This window comes from Streptomyces sp. JLSY215, assembly GCF_059682825.1.
This window is the reverse complement of record NZ_CM185022.1, coordinates 6,360,633-6,381,094: the sequence shown is the minus strand read 5'-3', so window position 1 is coordinate 6,381,094 and position 20,462 is coordinate 6,360,633. Positions and strand designations below refer to the sequence as shown.

Here is a 20,462-nt window from a genome sequence, read left to right as displayed (position 1 = left end):
TTCTAGCCGGGCTTTCTCTCGGTACGTGCCCAGTGTTTCACCCCGTCGCACGGACGCGGCAAGGAGTCGAAACGTAACCACACTGATGGAGATTCGTTGAAGCTGACGGGCAGGAATTGCGCTTCTTCGCTCCCGGCCGGTCCCGACCCGGTCGGCGCCGACCGCAGAAGACCCGCTCCCGCGCCGGACGGCCGAGCGGCGTGAGCCGGGAATCCCCGCCTTCAGGAAGGGCAGGAGTCACCACGGTCCGGCAGCATCCATCCCCCGCGTGCAACACGTCATCGACCATGATCCGGCGGCCCCGCACATTCCTCACGGCGGACGAGAATGGCCGTCCGAGTACGTCTGCGCCCTGGAACGCACGCCTTCGTTCCCACTGCCCGACCGGACCGTCTAGCCTGGCATGCGCATCGACACCACGAGAAACGGGCACAGGACTCGGGGGAGCGACGAAAAACCAATGGGGAGTGCTGTGATCACCGCGCGGGCCGCCGCCACATTCGAGCCGGTCGGGCGTTCGGTCGCCACTGCCCGTGCGTTCGTCAGGGACACCCTCCAGGGCTGGGGCTTCGGCGACATCGTCGACGACGCCGTCGTCCTGACCAGCGAACTGGTCACCAACGCCGTGGTCCACGCCGGCACCGCCGCCGATGTGCTGTGCCTGCGCACGGACGGCGGCGTACGCATCTCCGTCGCCGACCGCTACCCCGAACGCGAGATTCCGCTCCAGAACGCCGGCCAGGCCATGGTCCACCCCGACCGCGAGGGCGGCCGCGGCCTGCTGCTGTGCGGCGCACTGGCCGCCCGCTGGGGCGTGGAGTACACCGCCGCCCAGAAACACGTCTGGTTCCAGCTCGAACTCCCCGAGCGCCCGGCCGGCACCCGGTCCGCCGGACCCGCGCTCCCGGTGGACGCCCTGCCGGCCACCGAAACCCGCGTCCGCGTCGCCGTGGTCCAGATCGACCGCGCCGGCTGCATCAGCACCTGGAACGACGACGCCCAGGAACTCTTCGCATACGACCAGGAAAAGGTCATCGGCAAGCCGATCACCGACTTCGCCGCCTGGCCGCACACCCCCGGCACGGGCACCGGCATCGCCGAGGCGCTCGAGCTCTCCCGCTGGGAGGGCTCGTACGGCATAAGGGGAGCCGACGGCCGCGTCGTCCCCGTCTACGCCTCCCACCTGCGCGTTCGCGATGCCGACGGTGAGGCCTCCACGGTCTGCCTCCTCGTGCGCGATCACGAGCGCGCCATCCTGCAGAGCCCCCAGCGCACCCCCGCCCCGGACGCCGCCACCCAGGCCTCCCAGTCGGAGGGACGCTCCTCCGACCCGTTCGAGGTCTTCATCGGCTCCCCGGCCCCCGACGACCTCGACGGCCTGCTCCAGCGCACTGTGGAACGCGCCCGCGACATGCTCGACGGCGACGCCGCCTACCTCCTGCTGGCCACCGACGACGAGACCGAGCTGGAGGTCCGCGCCTCGACGGGCCTGCCCTCCGCCCGCCAGCGGTTCGCCCGGGTCCCCGTGGAGGCCGGATCCGGACGCTACGGCTCCGCCCGGATGCCCGCCGTCCACGAAGACCTCACCGCCGTCCCCGGCGCCGTACCGCTCCTCTCCGGCACGGGCATGCGCTCGGTCGTCACCGTCCCCCTCAAGGTCGAGGGCCGCCTGACCGGCTCCCTCGGCGTCGCCGCGGAAGGCCCCGGCCGCTACACCAACGAAGAGGCACTCCGCCTCCAGTTCGCCGCCGACCGCATCGCCCTCGCCGTCGAACGCGCCCGCCTGACCGAGCTGGAAAAGCTGCGCCGCGGCTCCCTCTCCTTCCTCGTCGAGGCCTCCGACCTCCTGGCCGGCACCCTCGACCGCGACCAGACGCTGGCCCTGATGGCCCAGATGACGGTCCCCACCCTCGCCACCTGGTGCGCCGTCTACACCGTCGCCGACCAGACCTCCGAGCCCGAGCTCTCCTACGTCCTCCACGAGGACGAGGACCGCATCGACGGCCTCAAGACCCTCCTCCTCAAGGTCGCCCCGCCCGAGCCGGTCCCCACCCCCGGCGCCCGCGTCTGGACGGCCCCCAGCGACGCCGCCCACGACGCGGCCCTGCGCACGTCCATGCGCAGCCTGGGCCTGGGCAACTCCGCCCGCCCGTCCACCGGCCCCGGCGCCACCTTGGCCACCGCCTCAGCCGTCGGCGGCGAGACCGTCGTCCTCCCCCTCGTCGCCCGCAACCGCGTCATCGGCATGCTGACCCTCGGCAAGCCCACCGAGGAGCATTTCCGCCAGGAGATCCTCGAACTCGCCGAGGACCTCTCCCGCCGCGCCGCGCTCGCGCTGGACAACGCCCGCCTCTACTCCGAGCGCACGGCCATCAGCCAGTCCCTCCAGCGCAGCCTGCTCCCCCCGGAGCTGCCCGATATCGCCGGCGTCGAGGTCGAGGTCATCTACCGCGCGGCCGGCGAAGGCAACGAAGTCGGCGGCGACTTCTACGACCTCTTCCCGATCCGCGACGGCGCCTACGGCTTCGCCATCGGCGACGTCTGCGGTACAGGCCCCGAAGCGGCGGCCGTCACGGGCCTGGCCCGGCACGCCCTCCGCCTCCTGGCCCGCGAGGGCTTCGGCGGCCCCGCCGTCCTGGAACGCCTCAACGCCGCCATCCTCGACGAGGGCGCCCGCAGCCGCTTCCTGACCCTCCTTTACGGCGAGCTGTGGCCCCAGCCCGACGGCAGCGCCCTCCTCAAGGTGGTCTGCGCCGGCCATCCCCTGCCGCTGCGCCTGCGCCAGGACGGCACGGTCGAACCGGCCGCCGAACCCCAGCCCCTCCTCGGCGTCATGGACGACCTCGAGCTCTACGAGCAGACGGTGACCCTCGACCCCGGCGACGTCCTCCTGTGCGTCACGGACGGCGTCACGGAACGCCGCGAAGGCACCCGCATGCTCGGCGACGACGGCCTCACCGACGTTCTGACGACCTGTACGGGCCTGACCGCGGGCGCCGTCGCCGCCCGCGTCCTGCGCGCCGTGGAACGCTTCGCCGCCGAACCGGCCTCCGACGACATGGCCATCCTCGCCATGCGCGTCCCCGAAATCCCCGCCGACTGACCCGGATACACCCCGGGTACGACGAAGGCCCCCGCCAACCGGCGGGGGCCTTCGCTATCCAGAGCCCCAATACGGAATCGAACCGTAGACCTTCTCCTTACCATGGAGACGCTCTGCCGACTGAGCTATTGGGGCGCAGCGACAGAAGAAATACTACCTGATCTCCGCGACGCTCCGGCACACTCACCCGCCGACGCGGCTAGAAGGCCGGCTGCAGCAATCCCCCCAGCCGATTGCAAGCGCTCACCATCTTCTGCAACTCCCGCTGCGTCACATCCACATGCAGCGGCAGCGCCAGCGTCTCGTCAACGGCCCGCTCGGTATGCGGCAGAAACACATCCCGCCGCAGCCCCGCCATCCGATACGCCGGAGCCTGCACGGGGACCTTGCACGCCACGCCCTTGGCCCGCAGAGCCCGAGCAAAGGCATCCCGGTCCGGCCGCCCGTTCCCCGGCACCCGCACCACGTACTGCTCATACGTGTGCCCGGCGGCCGGCGCCGGCGTACCCACGCCGCTGAGCCTGCCGTCCAGATACGTCGCCAGCGCCCGGCGCCGCTCCGCACCGTCCGGCTGCGCTCCCGGCTCGTCCTCGACCAGCACCAACAATCCGTGCCGCTGACCCACTTCGCGGATCCAGCCGGCGTCGGCCCGGCGCCCGAAGCGATGTATCGCCACGACCGCCGCCGTCCGGCTGGTCACCACGTCCGCCACCGCGGCCGGGTCGAGGCAGTAACTGTCGGCGTCCACATCGGCGAACACCGGTATGGCACCCAACTGCACCACAGCCCGCGCCACTTCGGCGTTGCCATAGGCCGGCACCACAACCTCGTCACCAGCACGCACACCGGCGGACTCGAGCATTCCCACTGTCGCCATGACGCGGATCCTGGCGACGCGAGGTGAACGTCAAGTTACGCCTCTCACCTGAAAATCAGAACAAAAAAGCTCCGGCTCCTGAACCAGAAGGTTCAGGAGCCGGAGCTGAATGATTGTTCGGCGGCGTCCTACTCTCCCACAGGGTCCCCCCTGCAGTACCATCGGCGCTGAAAGGCTTAGCTTCCGGGTTCGGAATGTAACCGGGCGTTTCCCTAACGCAATGACCACCGAAACACTATGAAGTTAACACCGGAGCATGACTCAACGGTCGTTACTTCAGAACCTACACAGTGGACGCGAGCAACTGAGGACAAGCCCTCGGCCTATTAGTACCAGTCAACTCCACACCTTACGGCGCTTCCATATCTGGCCTATCAACCCAGTCGTCTACTGGGAGCCTTAACCCCTCAAGGGGGTGGGAGCCCTCATCTCGAAGCAGGCTTCCCGCTTAGATGCTTTCAGCGGTTATCCTTTCCGAACGTAGCCAACCAGCCATGCCCTTGGCAGGACAACTGGCACACCAGAGGTTCGTCCGTCCCGGTCCTCTCGTACTAGGGACAGCCCTTCTCAAGACTCCTACGCGCACAGCGGATAGGGACCGAACTGTCTCACGACGTTCTAAACCCAGCTCGCGTACCGCTTTAATGGGCGAACAGCCCAACCCTTGGGACCGACTCCAGCCCCAGGATGCGACGAGCCGACATCGAGGTGCCAAACCATCCCGTCGATATGGACTCTTGGGGAAGATCAGCCTGTTATCCCCGGGGTACCTTTTATCCGTTGAGCGACGGCGCTTCCACAAGCCACCGCCGGATCACTAGTCCCTACTTTCGTACCTGCTCGACCCGTCAGTCTCACAGTCAAGCTCCCTTGTGCACTTACACTCAACACCTGATTGCCAACCAGGCTGAGGGAACCTTTGGGCGCCTCCGTTACTCTTTAGGAGGCAACCGCCCCAGTTAAACTACCCACCAGACACTGTCCCTGATCCGGATCACGGACCCAGGTTAGACATCCAGCACGACCAGAGTGGTATTTCAACAATGACTCCACAACCACTGGCGTGGCTGCTTCAAAGTCTCCCACCTATCCTACACAAGCCGAACCGAACACCAATATCAAGCTATAGTAAAGGTCCCGGGGTCTTTCCGTCCTGCTGCGCGAAACGAGCATCTTTACTCGTAATGCAATTTCACCGGGCCTATGGTTGAGACAGTCGAGAAGTCGTTACGCCATTCGTGCAGGTCGGAACTTACCCGACAAGGAATTTCGCTACCTTAGGATGGTTATAGTTACCACCGCCGTTTACTGGCGCTTAAGTTCTCAGCTTCGCCACACCGAAATGTGACTAACCGGTCCCCTTAACGTTCCAGCACCGGGCAGGCGTCAGTCCGTATACATCGCCTTACGGCTTCGCACGGACCTGTGTTTTTAGTAAACAGTCGCTTCTCGCTGGTCTCTGCGGCCACCACCAGCTCACCGAGTAAATCGGATCACCAGCAATGGCCCCCCTTCTCCCGAAGTTACGGGGGCATTTTGCCGAGTTCCTTAACCATAGTTCACCCGAACGCCTCGGTATTCTCTACCTGACCACCTGAGTCGGTTTAGGGTACGGGCCGCCATGAAACTCGCTAGAGGCTTTTCTCGACAGCATAGGATCATCCACTTCACCACAATCGGCTCGGCATCAGGTCTCAGACTTAAATGCTGTCCGGATTTGCCTAGACAGCGTCCTACACCCTTACCCCGGGACAACCACCGCCCGGGCTGGACTACCTTCCTGCGTCACCCCATCGCTTACCTACTACCACCTTGGGTCAGCGGCTCCACCACGTCCCTTCGTCCGAAGACTCCAGGCCGGCTTCACGGCCTTAGCATTAATGGATTCGATATTGGGCGTTTCAAAGCGGGTACCGGAATATCAACCGGTTGTCCATCGACTACGCCTGTCGGCCTCGCCTTAGGTCCCGACTTACCCTGGGCAGATCAGCTTGACCCAGGAACCCTTAGTCAATCGGCGCACACGTTTCCCACGTGTGTATCGCTACTCATGCCTGCATTCTCACTCGTGAACCGTCCACAACTCGTTTCCACGGCTGCTTCACCCGGCACACGACGCTCCCCTACCCATCACGATCCCCGTTGGGGGTAATATCGCAATGACACGACTTCGGCGGTGTGCTTGAGCCCCGCTACATTGTCGGCGCGGAATCACTTGACCAGTGAGCTATTACGCACTCTTTCAAGGGTGGCTGCTTCTAAGCCAACCTCCTGGTTGTCTCTGCGACTCCACATCCTTTCCCACTTAGCACACGCTTAGGGGCCTTAGTCGATGCTCTGGGCTGTTTCCCTCTCGACCATGGAGCTTATCCCCCACAGTCTCACTGCCGCGCTCTCACTTACCGGCATTCGGAGTTTGGCTAAGGTCAGTAACCCGGTAGGGCCCATCGCCTATCCAGTGCTCTACCTCCGGCAAGAAACACACGACGCTGCACCTAAATGCATTTCGGGGAGAACCAGCTATCACGGAGTTTGATTGGCCTTTCACCCCTAACCACAGGTCATCCCCCAGGTTTTCAACCCTGGTGGGTTCGGTCCTCCACGAAGTCTTACCTCCGCTTCAACCTGCCCATGGCTAGATCACTCCGCTTCGGGTCTTGGGCACGCTACTCAACGCCCTATTCGGACTCGCTTTCGCTACGGCTTCCCCACACGGGTTAACCTCGCAACATACCGCAAACTCGCAGGCTCATTCTTCAAAAGGCACGCAGTCACGACACAAGGAACAAGTTCCTTGTGCGACGCTCCCACGGCTTGTAGGCACACGGTTTCAGGTACTATTTCACTCCGCTCCCGCGGTACTTTTCACCATTCCCTCACGGTACTATCCGCTATCGGTCACCAGGGAATATTTAGGCTTAACGGGTGGTCCCGCCAGATTCACACGGGATTTCTCGGGCCCCGTGCTACTTGGGTGTCTCTCAAACGAGCCGTCAATGTTTCAGCTACGGGGGTCTTACCCTCTACGCCGGACCTTTCGCATGTCCTTCGCCTACATCAACGGTTTCTGACTCGTCTCACAGCCGGCAGACTATGAAAGAGAGATCCCACAACCCCAACCACGCAACCCCTGCCGGGTATCACACGTGACTGGTTTGGCCTCATCCGGTTTCGCTCGCCACTACTCCCGGAATCACGGTTGTTTTCTCTTCCTGCGGGTACTGAGATGTTTCACTTCCCCGCGTTCCCTCCACACTGCCTATGTGTTCAGCAGCGGGTGACAGCCCATGACGACTGCCGGGTTTCCCCATTCGGACACCCCCGGATCAAAGCTCGGTTGACAGCTCCCCGGGGCCTATCGCGGCCTCCCACGTCCTTCATCGGTTCCTGGTGCCAAGGCATCCACCGTGCGCCCTTAAAAACTTGGCCACAGATGCTCGCGTCCACTGTGCAGTTCTCAAGCAACGACCAGCCACCCGTCACAACCCACCAAAGTGAGCCTTTACCGGGGCCGGCATCGCGAAGGTCCAGACTCACAGTCCGTACCCTCAGATACCCAACAACGTGCCCGACCCACCATCTCAATCCCCACGTTCCACGCCGAAGCAGTACTAGTGACAACCAATCAAGTGCGCCGAATAGTCAACGTTCCACCCATGAGCTGACCACCGTCGGACATTTGCCGACGTAGTGGCTCTGGATCCCTTACGGGATCTAGATGCTCCTTAGAAAGGAGGTGATCCAGCCGCACCTTCCGGTACGGCTACCTTGTTACGACTTCGTCCCAATCGCCAGTCCCACCTTCGACGATTCCCTCCCACAAGGGGTTGGGCCACCGGCTTCGGGTGTTACCGACTTTCGTGACGTGACGGGCGGTGTGTACAAGGCCCGGGAACGTATTCACCGCAGCAATGCTGATCTGCGATTACTAGCAACTCCGACTTCATGGGGTCGAGTTGCAGACCCCAATCCGAACTGAGACCGGCTTTTTGAGATTCGCTCCACCTCGCGGTATCGCAGCTCATTGTACCGGCCATTGTAGCACGTGTGCAGCCCAAGACATAAGGGGCATGATGACTTGACGTCGTCCCCACCTTCCTCCGAGTTGACCCCGGCAGTCTCCTGTGAGTCCCCATCACCCCGAAAGGCATGCTGGCAACACAGAACAAGGGTTGCGCTCGTTGCGGGACTTAACCCAACATCTCACGACACGAGCTGACGACAGCCATGCACCACCTGTACACCGACCACAAGGGGGACCCTGTCTCCAGGGTTTTCCGGTGTATGTCAAGCCTTGGTAAGGTTCTTCGCGTTGCGTCGAATTAAGCCACATGCTCCGCTGCTTGTGCGGGCCCCCGTCAATTCCTTTGAGTTTTAGCCTTGCGGCCGTACTCCCCAGGCGGGGAACTTAATGCGTTAGCTGCGGCACGGACGACGTGGAATGTCGCCCACACCTAGTTCCCAACGTTTACGGCGTGGACTACCAGGGTATCTAATCCTGTTCGCTCCCCACGCTTTCGCTCCTCAGCGTCAGTATCGGCCCAGAGATCCGCCTTCGCCACCGGTGTTCCTCCTGATATCTGCGCATTTCACCGCTACACCAGGAATTCCGATCTCCCCTACCGAACTCTAGCCTGCCCGTATCGAATGCAGACCCGGGGTTAAGCCCCGGGCTTTCACATCCGACGCGACAAGCCGCCTACGAGCTCTTTACGCCCAATAATTCCGGACAACGCTTGCGCCCTACGTATTACCGCGGCTGCTGGCACGTAGTTAGCCGGCGCTTCTTCTGCAGGTACCGTCACTCTCGCTTCTTCCCTGCTGAAAGAGGTTTACAACCCGAAGGCCGTCATCCCTCACGCGGCGTCGCTGCATCAGGCTTTCGCCCATTGTGCAATATTCCCCACTGCTGCCTCCCGTAGGAGTCTGGGCCGTGTCTCAGTCCCAGTGTGGCCGGTCGCCCTCTCAGGCCGGCTACCCGTCGTCGCCTTGGTAGGCCATCACCCCACCAACAAGCTGATAGGCCGCGGGCTCATCCTTCACCGCCGGAGCTTTCCACACGGAGGTCATGCGACCCCGTGTCGTATCCGGTATTAGACCCCGTTTCCAGGGCTTGTCCCAGAGTGAAGGGCAGATTGCCCACGTGTTACTCACCCGTTCGCCACTAATCCACCACCGAAGCGGCTTCATCGTTCGACTTGCATGTGTTAAGCACGCCGCCAGCGTTCGTCCTGAGCCAGGATCAAACTCTCCGTGAATGTTTACCCGTAATCGGGTGACACTCGCGTTGAGCGGAACGAGCGGGCGGAATAAGCCTGCTCGTTCACAGCGTCCTCGCTGTGTATTGCCTACCGTCACACAAGGTGTCGGCAGGACTTTCAAAGGAACCTCATCTCCCGGATGTTTCCGGTCGACGGGGTATCAACATATCTGGCGTTGACTTTTGGCACGCTGTTGAGTTCTCAAGGAACGGACGCTTCCTTTGTGCCTGTTTCACCAGGCTCTCCGGGCGCTTCCCTTCGGTCTTGCGTTTCCGACTCTATCAGATCCTTGCGGCTCCGATTTTCGCCGGTGCGTTTCCGCCTTTCGGCTTCTTCGCGTTTCCAACCTTACCAGATCCGTTTCCGTCTCCGGCCCCCTGTTGGAGCGGGGTTGGCCGCTTCGCTTTCGCTTTTCGGCCTTTCCGACTTTAGCAGATCCGGGCCTCGCCGTTACCGGTCGAATTTCGATTCTGAATTCCCGTCGGAGGGGGTTGCCTTTCGGCTGATCCGACTTTAACAGATTGCTTTGGGTCGGAATTCCGCAACCGGCGGGGAGGCGTACCGTACGCGCAAGCGTGCAGGGCTTCCCGTTCAGGCGGAGCCGTAAACCTACTGGAGTGGGGCGCCCGGATGCAAATCCGGGCGCCCCACTCCGACTTGAGGACCTTCGTACCGCTCTGTGCGTCAGACCTCGACGATCACGGGGAGGATCATCGGGCGGCGGCGGTAGTTGTCCGACACCCACTTGCCGACCGAGCGGCGGACCAGCTGCTGGAGCTGGTGAGGCTCGGTGATGCCGTCCTGGGCGGACTTGGCCAGGGCCTCTTCGATCTTGGGGATGACGGCGTTGAAGGCCGCGTCGTCGATGCCGGAGCCGCGGGCGTGGATGTTCGGGCCGCCCACGGTCTTGCCCGTGGTGCTGTCCACGACCACGAAGACCGAGATGATGCCTTCGTCGCCGAGGATGCGGCGGTCCTTGAGGTGGGTCTCCGTGACATCGCCGACCGAGAGGCCGTCGACGTAGACGTAGCCCGCCTGGACCTTGCCGACGATCTTTGCGACGCCGTTGACGAGGTCGACCACGACGCCGTCCTCGGCGATGACGATGCGGTCCTTCGGTACGCCGGTCAGGGCGCCCAGTTCGGCGTTGGCGCGCAGGTGGCGCCATTCGCCGTGCACCGGCATCAGGTTCTTCGGCTTGCAGATGTTGTAGAAGTACAGGAGTTCGCCGGCCGAGGCGTGGCCGGAGACATGGACCTTGGCGTTGCCCTTGTGGACGACGTTCGCTCCCCAGCGGGTCAGACCGTTGATCACGCGGTAGACCGCGTTTTCGTTGCCCGGGATGAGGGAGGACGCCAGGATCACCGTGTCGCCCTGCACGATGCGGATCTGGTGGTCGCGGTTGGCCATCCGGGAGAGCGCCGCCATGGGCTCGCCCTGGGAGCCGGTGCACACCAGCACGACCTCGTCGTCGGGGAGGTCATCGAGGGTCTTGACGTCGACGACCAGGCCGGCCGGGACATTCAGATAGCCCAGGTCGCGGGCGATGCCCATGTTGCGGACCATCGAGCGGCCGACGAAGGCGACCCGGCGGCCGTACTCGTGGGCCGCGTCGAGGATCTGCTGGATGCGGTGCACATGGCTGGCGAAGCTGGCCACGATGATGCGCTTCTGGGCGTTGGCGAACACCTGGCGCAGCACATTGGAGATATCGCGCTCGGGCGGGACAAAGCCCGGGACCTCGGCGTTCGTGGAATCGGAGAGGAGGAGGTCGATGCCCTCCTCGCCGAGCTTGGCGAAGGCCGGGAGGTCGGTGAGGCGGCGGTCCAGCGGGAGCTGGTCCATCTTGAAGTCGCCGGTGTGGACGACCATGCCCGCGGGGGTGCGGATGGCGACCGCGAGGGCGTCCGGGATGGAGTGGTTGACGGCCACGAACTGGCAGTCGAAGGGGCCCAGGCGCTCGCGGTCGCCCTCGGCGACCTCCAGCGTGTACGGGCGGATCCGGTGCTCCTGGAGCTTGGCCTCGATGAGCGCGAGGGTCAGCTTCGAGCCGATGAGCGGGATGTCCGGCTTCTCGCGCAGGAGGTAGGGGACGCCGCCGATGTGGTCCTCGTGGCCGTGCGTGAGCACGATGCCGTCGATGTCGTCGAGGCGGTCCCTGATGGAGCTGAAGTCCGGCAGGATCAGGTCGATTCCGGGCTGCTCCTCCTCGGGGAAGAGCACTCCGCAGTCGACGATCAACAGCCGGCCGCCGTATTCGAAGACCGTCATGTTGCGGCCGATTTCGCCCAGACCGCCGAGGGGGGTGACGCGCAGGCCGCCCTTGGGAAGCTTCGGCGGGGCGCCGAGCTCGGGATGCGGATGACTCAAAAGACTCTCCTCACCACACGCGCCACGCTGCCGTTGAGGCACGTGGCGCGCATGACATTCGTGCACTTGCTATGTGGCGTTTGTTGGTCGGTATTCAGTTGTGAAGTCTGTGATCAGAGCTGTACCCCGCCGGCGGCAAGATCGCGCGTGAGCTGTTCGGTCTCCTCCGGGGAGAGCTCCACGAGCGGCAGGCGCAGCGGGCCGGCGGGCAGGCCCTGGAGGCCGAGGGCGGCCTTGGTCGTGATGACGCCCTGGGTGCGGAACATGCCGGTGAAGACGGGCAGCAGCTTCTGATGGATCTCGGTGGCCTTGGTGACGTCGCCGTTGAGGTGGGCGTCCAGGAGGGCGCGCAGCTCGGGCGTGACGACATGGCCGACGACGGAGACGAAGCCGATGGCGCCGACCGACAGCAGCGGGAGGTTGAGCATGTCGTCGCCGCTGTACCAGGCGAGGTCGGAGCGGGCGATGGCCCAGCTGGCGCGACCGAGGTCGCCCTTGGCGTCCTTGTTGGCGACGATCCGCGGGTGCTCGGCAAGCCGGACCAGGGTCTCGGTGTTGATCGGGACGCCGCTGCGGCCGGGAATGTCGTACAGCATGACGGGCAGCTCGGTGGCGTCCGCGATGGCCGTGAAGTGGCGCAGCAGGCCCTCCTGCGGGGGCTTGCTGTAGTAGGGCGTCACCGCGAGAAGGCCGTGGGCGCCGGCGTCCTGGGCGGCGCGGGCGAGCTCGAGGCTGTGGCGGGTGTCGTTGGTGCCGGCTCCGGCGACGACAAAGGCGCGGTCTCCGACCGCATCGACCACGGCGCGTACGAGCTGTGCTTTCTCGGCGTCGCTGGTGGTCGGGGACTCTCCGGTGGTGCCGTTGACGACGAGGCCGTCGTTGCCGGCGTCCACCAGATGGGCGGCGAGCCGCTGGGCGCCATCGAGGTCGAGTGCGCCATCCGCCGTGAACGGCGTGACCATGGCGGTCAGCACCCGCCCGAAGGGGGTCTGCGGTGTGGAAGTCGGAGCCATGGGTCCCACGCTACTCGTAACGCACCTCGGGATGCGCCTCTGGGGGAGCAGGGATGTGGACTCCGGCACTGCCTGCTCGGGGGTTCAAGCAGTGCCGGGTCCGTTTGTTCAGAGTAGATGAACTTCTCAAAAGGCCGCAATCCGGGCATCTCGCACGCCAGTGCCGCACCGTGCGCCGTCCGCCCCGCCGCCTGGCGCTTTATGGCGCGATGCGGCCGTTGGCATTGAATGCGCCGTACGTGAGCGGCATGAGCTTGGCCCACTGGGCCTCCATCTGCTCACCGACCATCTCGATCTCGCGCTGCGGGAAGGAGGGGACCTTCGCCTGCTCGTGCTGGGTGCGCAGGCCGAGGAAGTGCATCAGGGAGCGGGCGTTGCAGGTCGCGTACATCGAGGAGAACAGGCCGACGGGGAGGACGGCGCGGGCCACCTCGCGGGCGACGCCGGCGGCGAGCATCTCCTGATACGCGTCGTAGGCCTGGCGGTAGGTGTCCTCCATGACGCGGGTGGTGAGCTCGTGCTGCGCCGGAGTGCCGTCGACGAATTCGTACTTGCCGGGGCGGCCCTGCTGGACCAGCTTGCGGGACTCACCGGGAACGTAGAAGACCGGCTCCAGCTGGCGGTAGCGGCCGGACTCTTCGTTGTACGACCAGCCGACGCGGTGCCGCATGAACTCGCGGAAGACGAAGATCGGCGCGCTGATGAAGAACGTCATGGAGTTGTGCTCGAAGGGGCTGCCGTGCCGGTCCCGCATGAGGTAGTTGATCAGGCCCTTGGAACGCTCGGGGTCCTTCTGGAGCTCCTCCAGCGACTGCTCGCCGGCCGTGGAGACCCGGGCCGCCCACAGGACGTCGCTGTCCGCGGCGCTGTGCTTGACCAGCTCGACCGTCACCTCGCTCCGGAAGCGGGCGGCTGCACTGTCGGCGCTCTCAGTGCTCTCGTCGGGGGTGTGGGACACCGGCGGTTCCTTCCGTTCGATCCTCGTGCGCGCCCAGCCTACGGCCCGCCACTGACAGCCCGGGAAAGGTGAAGGAAGCTCAGGAAATGCCGCCGCGCAACTCGTTAGGAGCAAAACGGACCCCGCCTAGCAGGGAATGAGCCGGCGGTTGATATTTTTCACAGAAGTCACTGAAAACGGGCACCAAGCGGACGATGGATGCGTCTATCTCTGTGACAGTGCCCACTTCGAGGTTCCTAGGAGAGCCCGCTCATGTTCCGCCGGCGAGAGCCCGTCCCGTTCGCCTTCGTTGCCGAGGCAGACCGGTTCCGCAGCAATGTCACTCCCCCGCCGCGCCAGCGCGCTTCTCGCGCGCAGCTGCTCGGCCAGTCCCTGATCACCCTCACCGTCGTGGGCGGCCTGGCCGGAGCCCTGCTGTTCGGTATTCCGTCACTGCAGCAGGACAGCTCCGGCACGAACCGGGTGCATCAGTCCGAAGCCGCCCACCGCTGAGTGGACGGGCGGGGTCGGGGGAGCGGGTGGTTCCGCTCCCCCCGGCCAGATAGCCTCACCGGTCACAGCTTCCGTTCGTGTGCCCATGAGTGAGGTTCAGCCGTGCCCCTGCCCTTCCTGACGGCCGATCGCGACCTCGACGGCCGTGGCCGTGCGGCGGACCCCGTCGTACTCCCCCATGACGAGCCCGACCACTGGCGCCGTCCCTACCGCCCCGGACCGTGGCGCGTGGGGACGGCGGCGGTGTTTTTACTGCTCGCCTCGTTCGTCCTGCTGTCGGCGATGATCATCGGCCTGGCCGGTTCGCTCACCGGGGCCGTGGTCTGTGCGGTGGTGGCGGCGCTGGTGATCGTCCTCGCCCTGCGTCTGTTGCGCATGGGGGTGTGGGTGAGCGCGAGAGGGCTGCGGCGGGTGAGCCTGCTGCGTACGAGCACGGAGCCGTGGAGTGCCATCGCCATGGTCCGTACGGTCCAGCAGCCGGTGCGGTGGCTGGGGCTGCCGCGGACGGTGCAGGGGCAGGCCGTGATCGTCCACCGGATGCGGAGCGAGCAGCCGGAAGTCCTGGTCACGGACCACAACGGCGATTTCCAGTCCCGCCCCGAAGCCTTCGAGCGGGCGGCGGATCTGCTGGAGGCGTGGGCGGCGGAGTACCGCCACTAGGGGGTGGGGAACGGATCCCCTAGGGGATGCGAGGGCCCCCTGCAGGGCCACAACGTGGTGGGGTGGGGCGGTATTCCGCTGATCGGCGAGAGGGTCGACGAGGTGTCGGCCAGGCGTTGGCCAGGTGTGGTGCTGAAGCCCCGGGACGACCGGAGCCGCCGGAAGCTCCGGAGCACCGCACGCCCCCAGGCCCCGCCCCTCAGCCCCCCAGCCCGTACGGACTCAGGTCCGTACGGGCTTGTTGTCGTGCAGGGCGATGGCGCGCTGCATGGCCTTGCGGGCGCGTGGGGTGTCGCGGGCGTCGTGGTAGGCGACCGCGAGGCGGAACCACGTGCGCCAGTCGCCGGGCTTGTCCTCGGTCTCGGCCTGCCGCCGGGCGAAGACCTCGTCGGCCGAGTCGCGGTCGATCCGGCCGCCGGGGGTGCGCCTGAGCTCGTCGACCGGCAGTCCGCCCTCGGCCTCCAGCTCTCGCGAGAGGATGCCGGCCTTGCGGGCGAACTGGGTGGTGTGCCAGAGGAACCACAGGCCGATGAACGGCAGGACCAGCACCGCGGCACCGAAGGCCACGGTGACCGCGGTGCCCTGCTCGATGAGGAGCACGCCGCGGCTGCCGACCAGCACGAAATAGACGACGAGGACGGCCGCGAGGACGAAGTAGGTGATCTTTGCGCGCACGAGGAGGTCTGCCCGTCAGCCCAGGTCGAGGAAGTTTTCCAGGCCCACGGTCAGGCCCGGGGTGGTCACCACGCGGCGCGCACCGAGCAGGATGCCCGGCATGAAGCTGCTGTGGTGGAGGGAGTCGTGGCGGATGGTGAGGGTTTCCCCCTCGCCGCCCAGGAGGACTTCCTGGTGGGCCAGCAGGCCGCGCAGGCGTACGGAGTGGACGGGGATGCCGTCGACGTCCGCGCCGCGGGCGCCGTCCAGGGCCGTGGTGGTGGCGTCGGGCTGCGGCGCGCTGCCGGCCTTCTGCCGGGCGGCGGCGATCAGCTGGGCGGTACGGGCCGCCGTACCGGACGGGGCGTCCGCCTTGTTGGGGTGGTGCAGCTCGATGACCTCGACGGATTCGAAGAAACGGGCCGCCTGCTGGGCGAACTGCATGGTGAGCACCGCACCGATGGAGAAGTTCGGGGCGATGAGCACGCCGACCTCGGGTGAGGCGGCGAGGGAGGTGCGCAGCTGCGCGAGGCGGTCCTCGGTCCAGCCGGTGGTGCCGACGACGGCGTGGATGCCGTGCCGGACGCAGAAGTCGAGGTTGCCCATCACGGCGCCGGGGTTGGTCAGCTCGACCGCCACCTGGGCACCGGACTCGGCCAGGGTCTCCAGCTTGTCGCCCCGGCCCAGGGCCGCGACCAGCTCCATGTCCTCGGCGGCCTCGACGGCCCGTACGGCCTCGGAGCCGATGCGCCCCTTGGCACCCAGTACGGCCACGCGCAGCTTGCTCATCGTTTCCAGCTCTCTGTAGGTGGTGCGTCGCCTAGGCGACGGCGGCGTCGAGACGGCCCGCCTGCCGGTCGGTCAGCGGACCGATGACGGACAGCGAGGGGCGGGCGCCCAGGACGTCGCGGGCCACCGCGCGGACCTCGTCCGGGGTGACGGCGGATATCCGGGTGAGCATCTCGTCGACCGACATCTGCTCTCCCCAGCACAGCTCACTTTTGCCGAGGCGGTGCATCAGCGCGCCGGTGTCCTCCAGACCCAGGACCGTGGAGCCGCGGAGCTGGCCGATCGCGCGGTGGACCTCGTCGTCGGTGAGGCCGTCGGCCGCCACCTGGTCGAGCTGGTCGCGGCAGATCTTGAGCACGTCGGGCACCTGGTTGGGGCGGCAGCCCGCGTAGACGCCGAACAGCCCGCAGTCGGCGAAGCCCGAGGTGTACGAGTACACGCTGTAGGCCAGGCCGCGCTTCTCGCGGACCTCCTGGAAGAGGCGGGAGGACATGCCGCCGCCGAGGGCGGTGTTCAGGACGCCCATGGCCCAGCGGCGGTCGTCCGTGCGGGACATCCCGGGCACGCCGAGGATGACATGCGCCTGCTCGGTCTTGCGGTTGAGGTGTGCGACGCGGCCGACGGTGCGGACGGCCCGGGAGCCGGCGCGCGGGGCCATGGGGGTGGCGTCCGTACGGCCGAGGGCCCCGGCCCGCTCGAAGGCGCGCCGGACGAGGCGGACGACCTTGGCGTGGTCGACGTTGCCCGCGGCGGTGACGACCAGGTGGGTGGGGTCGTAGTACTTCTTGTAGAAGCGGCGGATGCGCTCGGGGGTGAGGGCGTTGACGGTGTCGACGGTGCCCAGGACCGGGCGGCCGAGGGGGGTGTCGCCGAGCATGGTGTGCGCGAACAGGTCGTGCACGCAGTCGCCCGGGTCGTCCTCGGTCATCGCGATCTCCTCGAGGATGACGCCGCGCTCGGCGTCCACGTCCTCGGCCTGGATCAGCGAGCCGGTGAGCATGTCGCACACCACGTCTATGGCGAGCGGCAGGTCGGTGTCGAGCACCCGCGCGTAGTAGCAGGTGTATTCCTTCGCGGTGAAGGCGTTCATCTCGCCGCCGACCGCGTCGATGGCCGCGGAGATGTCCAGGGCGCTGCGCCGCTCGGTGCCCTTGAAGAGCAGGTGCTCCAGGTAGTGGGTGGCGCCGTTGAGGGTGGGGGTCTCGTCGCGGGAGCCGACATTCGCCCAGATCCCGAAGGTGACCGAGCGGACCGACGGCAGGGTCTCGGTGACGATGCGCAGACCGCCCGGGAGGGTGGTCCGGCGGACCGTGCCGGCGCCCGCGGTGCCCTTGAGAAGCGTTTGGGTACGGGCGACGGCCCGCCCCTCCGAAGAGGTGCGGGCCGTCGTCGCGTGCGTACGGGACGTCACTTGGCGGCGTCGTCCTTCTCGGCGTCCTCGTCCTCGATCACGGGGATCAGGGACAGCTTGCCGCGCTGGTCGATCTCGGCGATCTCGACCTGGACCTTGGCGCCCACCGCGAGCACGTCCTCGACGTTCTCCACGCGCTTGCCGCCGGCCAGCTTGCGGATCTGCGAGATGTGCAGCAGACCGTCCTTGCCCGGGAGCAGGGAGACGAACGCACCGAAGGTCGTCGTCTTCACGACGGTGCCCAGGTAGCGCTCGCCGACCTCCGGCATGGTCGGGTTGGCGATGCCGTTGATCGTGGCGCGGGCGGCCTCGGCGGCCGGGCCGTCGGCGGCACCGATGTAGATGGTGCCGTCGTCCTCGATCGTGATGTCCGCGCCGGTGTCCTCCTGGATCTGGTTGATCATCTTGCCCTTGGGGCCGATGACCTCACCGATCTTGTCCACCGGGATCTTGACCGTGATGATCCGCGGGGCGTTCGGGGACATCTCGTCCGGGGTGTCGATGGCCTCGGTCATCACGTCCAGGATGTGCAGACGCGCGTCGCGGGCCTGCTTCAGCGCGGCGGCCAGGACCGAGGCGGGGATGCCGTCGAGCTTGGTGTCGAGCTGCAGGGCCGTGACGAACTGCTTGGTGCCGGCGACCTTGAAGTCCATGTCGCCGAAGGCGTCCTCCGCACCGAGGATGTCGGTGAGGGCGACGTAGTGGGTCTGGCCGTCGATCTCCTGGGAGATCAGGCCCATGGCGATACCGGCGACCGGGGCCTTGAGGGGCACACCGGCGTTCAGCAGCGACATGGTGGAGGCGCAGACCGAGCCCATGGACGTCGAGCCGTTGGAGCCCAGCGCCTCGGAGACCTGGCGGATGGCGTACGGGAACTCCTCGCGGGTCGGCAGGACCGGCACGATGGCGCGCTCGGCCAGCGCGCCGTGGCCGATCTCGCGGCGCTTGGGCGAGCCCACGCGGCCGGTCTCACCGACGGAGTACGGCGGGAAGTTGTAGTTGTGCATGTAGCGCTTGCGGGTCACCGGGGAGAGGGTGTCCAGCTGCTGCTCCATGCGGAGCATGTTGAGGGTGGTGACGCCCAGGATCTGGGTCTCGCCACGCTCGAACAGGGCGGAGCCGTGCACCCGCGGGATCGCCTCGACCTCGGCGGCGAGCGTACGGATGTCCGTGACGCCGCGGCCGTCGATGCGGACCTTGTCCTTGATGACGCGCTCGCGGACCAGGGACTTGGTCAGCGAACGGTAGGCGGCGGAGATCTCGCGCTCGCGGCCCTCGAACTGCGGGAGCAGCTTCTCGGCGGCCACCGCCTTGACGCGGTCCAGCTCGGCCTCGCGGTCCTGCTTGCCGGCGATGGTGAGCGCCTGGGCGAGCTCGTCCTTGACGGCGGCGGTGAGCGCCTCCAGGACGTCGTCCTGGTAGTCGAGGAAGACGGGGAACTCACCGGTCGGCTTGGCGGCCTTGGCGGCGAGGTCCGACTGGGCCTTGCACAGCACCTTGATGAAGGGCTTGGCGGCCTCCAGACCGGCGGCGACGACCTCCTCGGTGGGGGCCTCGGCGCCGTCCTTGACCAGCTGGATCGTCTTCTCGGTGGCCTCGGCCTCGACCATCATGATCGCGACGTCGCCGTCCGGGAGGACGCGGCCGGCCACGACCATGTCGAAGACGGCGTCCTCGAGCTCGGTGTGGGTCGGGAAGGCGACCCACTGGCCCTTGATCAGGGCGACACGGGTGCCGCCGATGGGGCCGGAGAAGGGCAGGCCGGCCAGCTGCGTGGAGCAGGAGGCGGCGTTGATCGCGACCACGTCGTAGAGGTGGTCGGGGTTGAGCGCCATGATCGTCTCGACGATCTGGATCTCGTTGCGCAGGCCCTTCTTGAAGGAGGGGCGCAGCGGCCGGTCGATCAGGCGGCAGGTGAGGATGGCGTCCTCGGAGGGGCGGCCCTCACGGCGGAAGAAGGAACCGGGGATCTTCCCGGCTGCGTACATCCGCTCCTCGACGTCGACGGTCAGCGGGAAGAAGTCCAGCTGGTCCTTCGGGGTCTTGGAAGCGGAGGTGGCCGACAGCACCATGGTGTCGTCGTCCAGGTACGCCACGGCGGAACCGGCGGCCTGCTTGGCCAGGCGGCCCGTCTCGAAGCGGATGGTGCGGGTGCCGAAGGAACCGTTGTCGATGACGGCCTCGGCGTAGTGGGTCTCGTTCTCCACCAGGAATATCTCCTCGTCTGCGTCCGCTGCCCGTGTGGCAGCGGACCTTCTGCGGAGGAGCGCCGTGCGGGCCGGTCTTCGATCGAAGCACCCGGAAACCTCCGGGGGCCACTACCGAGGACCGGCGGCCAGGAGGCGCTCCCTCCGTGTTCGCTTTTGCGATATGGCACCAGACTACAAACCTTCCGGCCACCGCGGGGTGGCGAAAGAGTCCGGCGCGTACGGCAAAGGGAGCGGCCCCCGGTGGGAACCGCTCCCTATGTGGCGTCTTACTTGGCGCCCGCCGCGCCGCGGCGGATGCCGAGGCGCTCGACCAGCGCACGGAAGCGCGTGATGTCCTTCTTGGCCAGGTACTGCAGCAGGCGGCGACGCTGGCCGACCAGCAGCAGCAGACCACGGCGGGAGTGGTGGTCGTGCTTGTGCGTCTTGAGGTGCTCGGTCAGGTCCGAGATGCGGCGGGTGAGCATCGCGACCTGAACCTCGGGGGAACCGGTGTCACCCTCCTTGGTGGCGTACTCGGCCATGATCTGCTTCTTCGTTGCGGCGTCGAGCGACACGCGGACTCCTTAAGGATCTGGTCCTTGAGCGCCCCTGGTTTGCTTCACAGGGAATCTTGGATGACTCGATCGGACCGTCACACAGGGTACCAGCAACGAAACGGCCCCCC

At 66.2% G+C, this 20,462-nt stretch carries 12 protein-coding genes, 1 tRNA gene and 3 rRNA genes; 3 read left to right on the top strand and 13 right to left on the bottom strand.

The window, feature by feature from the left end; translation table 11 throughout:
• Positions 1 to 472: 472 nt before the first annotated feature.
• A complete protein-coding gene (locus AC5677_RS28530) occupies positions 473 to 3,103 on the top strand; it encodes a SpoIIE family protein phosphatase (RefSeq protein ID WP_497196787.1) in 2,631 nt (876 codons plus the stop codon).
• Positions 3,104 to 3,165: 62 nt separating this feature from the next.
• Here AC5677_RS28530 and AC5677_RS28525 read toward each other — a convergent pair.
• From AC5677_RS28525 to thyX, 8 genes are all read right to left on the bottom strand, one after another.
• A tRNA-Thr gene (locus AC5677_RS28525) sits at positions 3,166 to 3,238 on the bottom strand.
• Positions 3,239 to 3,302: 64 nt separating this feature from the next.
• Complete coding sequence (locus AC5677_RS28520; protein ID WP_497196786.1) at positions 3,303 to 3,965, bottom strand: DegT/DnrJ/EryC1/StrS family aminotransferase; 663 nt, start codon at positions 3,963 to 3,965, stop codon at positions 3,303 to 3,305.
• A gap of 130 nt (positions 3,966 to 4,095) precedes the next feature.
• Positions 4,096 to 4,212, bottom strand: a 5S ribosomal RNA gene (gene rrf / locus AC5677_RS28515).
• Positions 4,213 to 4,286: 74 nt separating this feature from the next.
• Positions 4,287 to 7,409 (bottom strand): 23S ribosomal RNA (locus AC5677_RS28510).
• 300 nt (positions 7,410 to 7,709) lie between these two features.
• Positions 7,710 to 9,238, bottom strand: a 16S ribosomal RNA gene (locus tag AC5677_RS28505).
• The 16S, 23S and 5S rRNA genes sit together here, the layout of an rRNA operon.
• A gap of 687 nt (positions 9,239 to 9,925) precedes the next feature.
• Complete coding sequence (locus AC5677_RS28500; protein ID WP_497190766.1) at positions 9,926 to 11,611, bottom strand: ribonuclease J; 1,686 nt, start codon at positions 11,609 to 11,611, stop codon at positions 9,926 to 9,928.
• A gap of 113 nt (positions 11,612 to 11,724) precedes the next feature.
• Complete coding sequence (gene dapA, locus AC5677_RS28495) at positions 11,725 to 12,624, bottom strand: 4-hydroxy-tetrahydrodipicolinate synthase (RefSeq protein WP_403513006.1); 900 nt, start codon at positions 12,622 to 12,624, stop codon at positions 11,725 to 11,727.
• Between the two features lie 199 nt (positions 12,625 to 12,823).
• Positions 12,824 to 13,582 (bottom strand): FAD-dependent thymidylate synthase, encoded by a 759-nt coding sequence (gene thyX / locus AC5677_RS28490; protein ID WP_497190765.1) that lies wholly within the window; start codon positions 13,580 to 13,582, stop codon positions 12,824 to 12,826.
• A 252-nt stretch (positions 13,583 to 13,834) separates the two neighbouring features.
• Between thyX and AC5677_RS28485 the strand changes: the two genes are divergently transcribed.
• Positions 13,835 to 14,074 carry a hypothetical protein gene (locus tag AC5677_RS28485; protein WP_497190764.1) on the top strand — a complete coding sequence of 80 codons (240 nt, stop codon included), beginning with the start codon at positions 13,835 to 13,837 and terminating at the stop codon, positions 14,072 to 14,074.
• Between the two features lie 102 nt (positions 14,075 to 14,176).
• The gene (locus AC5677_RS28480; protein WP_497190763.1) at positions 14,177 to 14,734 is read left to right on the top strand and encodes an SCO5741 family PH domain-containing membrane protein; all 558 of its coding nucleotides are present in this window, start codon (positions 14,177 to 14,179) and stop codon (positions 14,732 to 14,734) included.
• A 222-nt stretch (positions 14,735 to 14,956) separates the two neighbouring features.
• On the opposite strand, the gene AC5677_RS28475 is transcribed toward AC5677_RS28480, so the two are convergent.
• From AC5677_RS28475 to rpsO, 5 genes are all read right to left on the bottom strand, one after another.
• On the bottom strand, positions 14,957 to 15,409 hold the full coding sequence (locus tag AC5677_RS28475) for a hypothetical protein (protein WP_497190762.1): 453 nt from the start codon (positions 15,407 to 15,409) through the stop codon (positions 14,957 to 14,959).
• 15 nt (positions 15,410 to 15,424) lie between these two features.
• Positions 15,425 to 16,177 carry a 4-hydroxy-tetrahydrodipicolinate reductase gene (dapB, locus tag AC5677_RS28470; protein WP_497190761.1) on the bottom strand — a complete coding sequence of 251 codons (753 nt, stop codon included), beginning with the start codon at positions 16,175 to 16,177 and terminating at the stop codon, positions 15,425 to 15,427.
• A gap of 31 nt (positions 16,178 to 16,208) precedes the next feature.
• On the bottom strand, positions 16,209 to 17,588 hold the full coding sequence (locus AC5677_RS28465) for a M16 family metallopeptidase (RefSeq protein WP_497190760.1): 1,380 nt from the start codon (positions 17,586 to 17,588) through the stop codon (positions 16,209 to 16,211).
• Positions 17,585 to 19,795: a polyribonucleotide nucleotidyltransferase gene (locus AC5677_RS28460; RefSeq protein WP_497190759.1), complete on the bottom strand. Its 2,211-nt coding sequence runs from the start codon at positions 19,793 to 19,795 to the stop codon at positions 17,585 to 17,587. Before AC5677_RS28460 ends, AC5677_RS28465 begins: the two co-directional genes overlap by 4 nt.
• A 269-nt stretch (positions 19,796 to 20,064) precedes the next feature.
• Entirely contained in the window at positions 20,065 to 20,352 is a 288-nt protein-coding gene (gene rpsO / locus AC5677_RS28455) for a 30S ribosomal protein S15 (protein ID WP_497190758.1), read from the bottom strand.
• Positions 20,353 to 20,462 lie beyond the last annotated feature (110 nt).

Bases quoted from the DNA above. Each gene is read 5' to 3' on its own strand.
- dapA (WP_403513006.1), bottom strand. From the start codon at position 12,624: ATGGCTCCGACTTCCACACCGCAGACCCCCTTCGGGCGGGTGCTGACC.
- AC5677_RS28520 (WP_497196786.1), bottom strand. From the start codon at position 3,965: ATGCTCGAGTCCGCCGGTGTGCGTGCTGGTGACGAGGTTGTGGTGCCG.
- AC5677_RS28485 (WP_497190764.1), top strand. From the start codon at position 13,835: ATGTTCCGCCGGCGAGAGCCCGTCCCGTTCGCCTTCGTTGCCGAGGCA.
- dapB (WP_497190761.1), bottom strand. From the start codon at position 16,177: ATGAGCAAGCTGCGCGTGGCCGTACTGGGTGCCAAGGGGCGCATCGGC.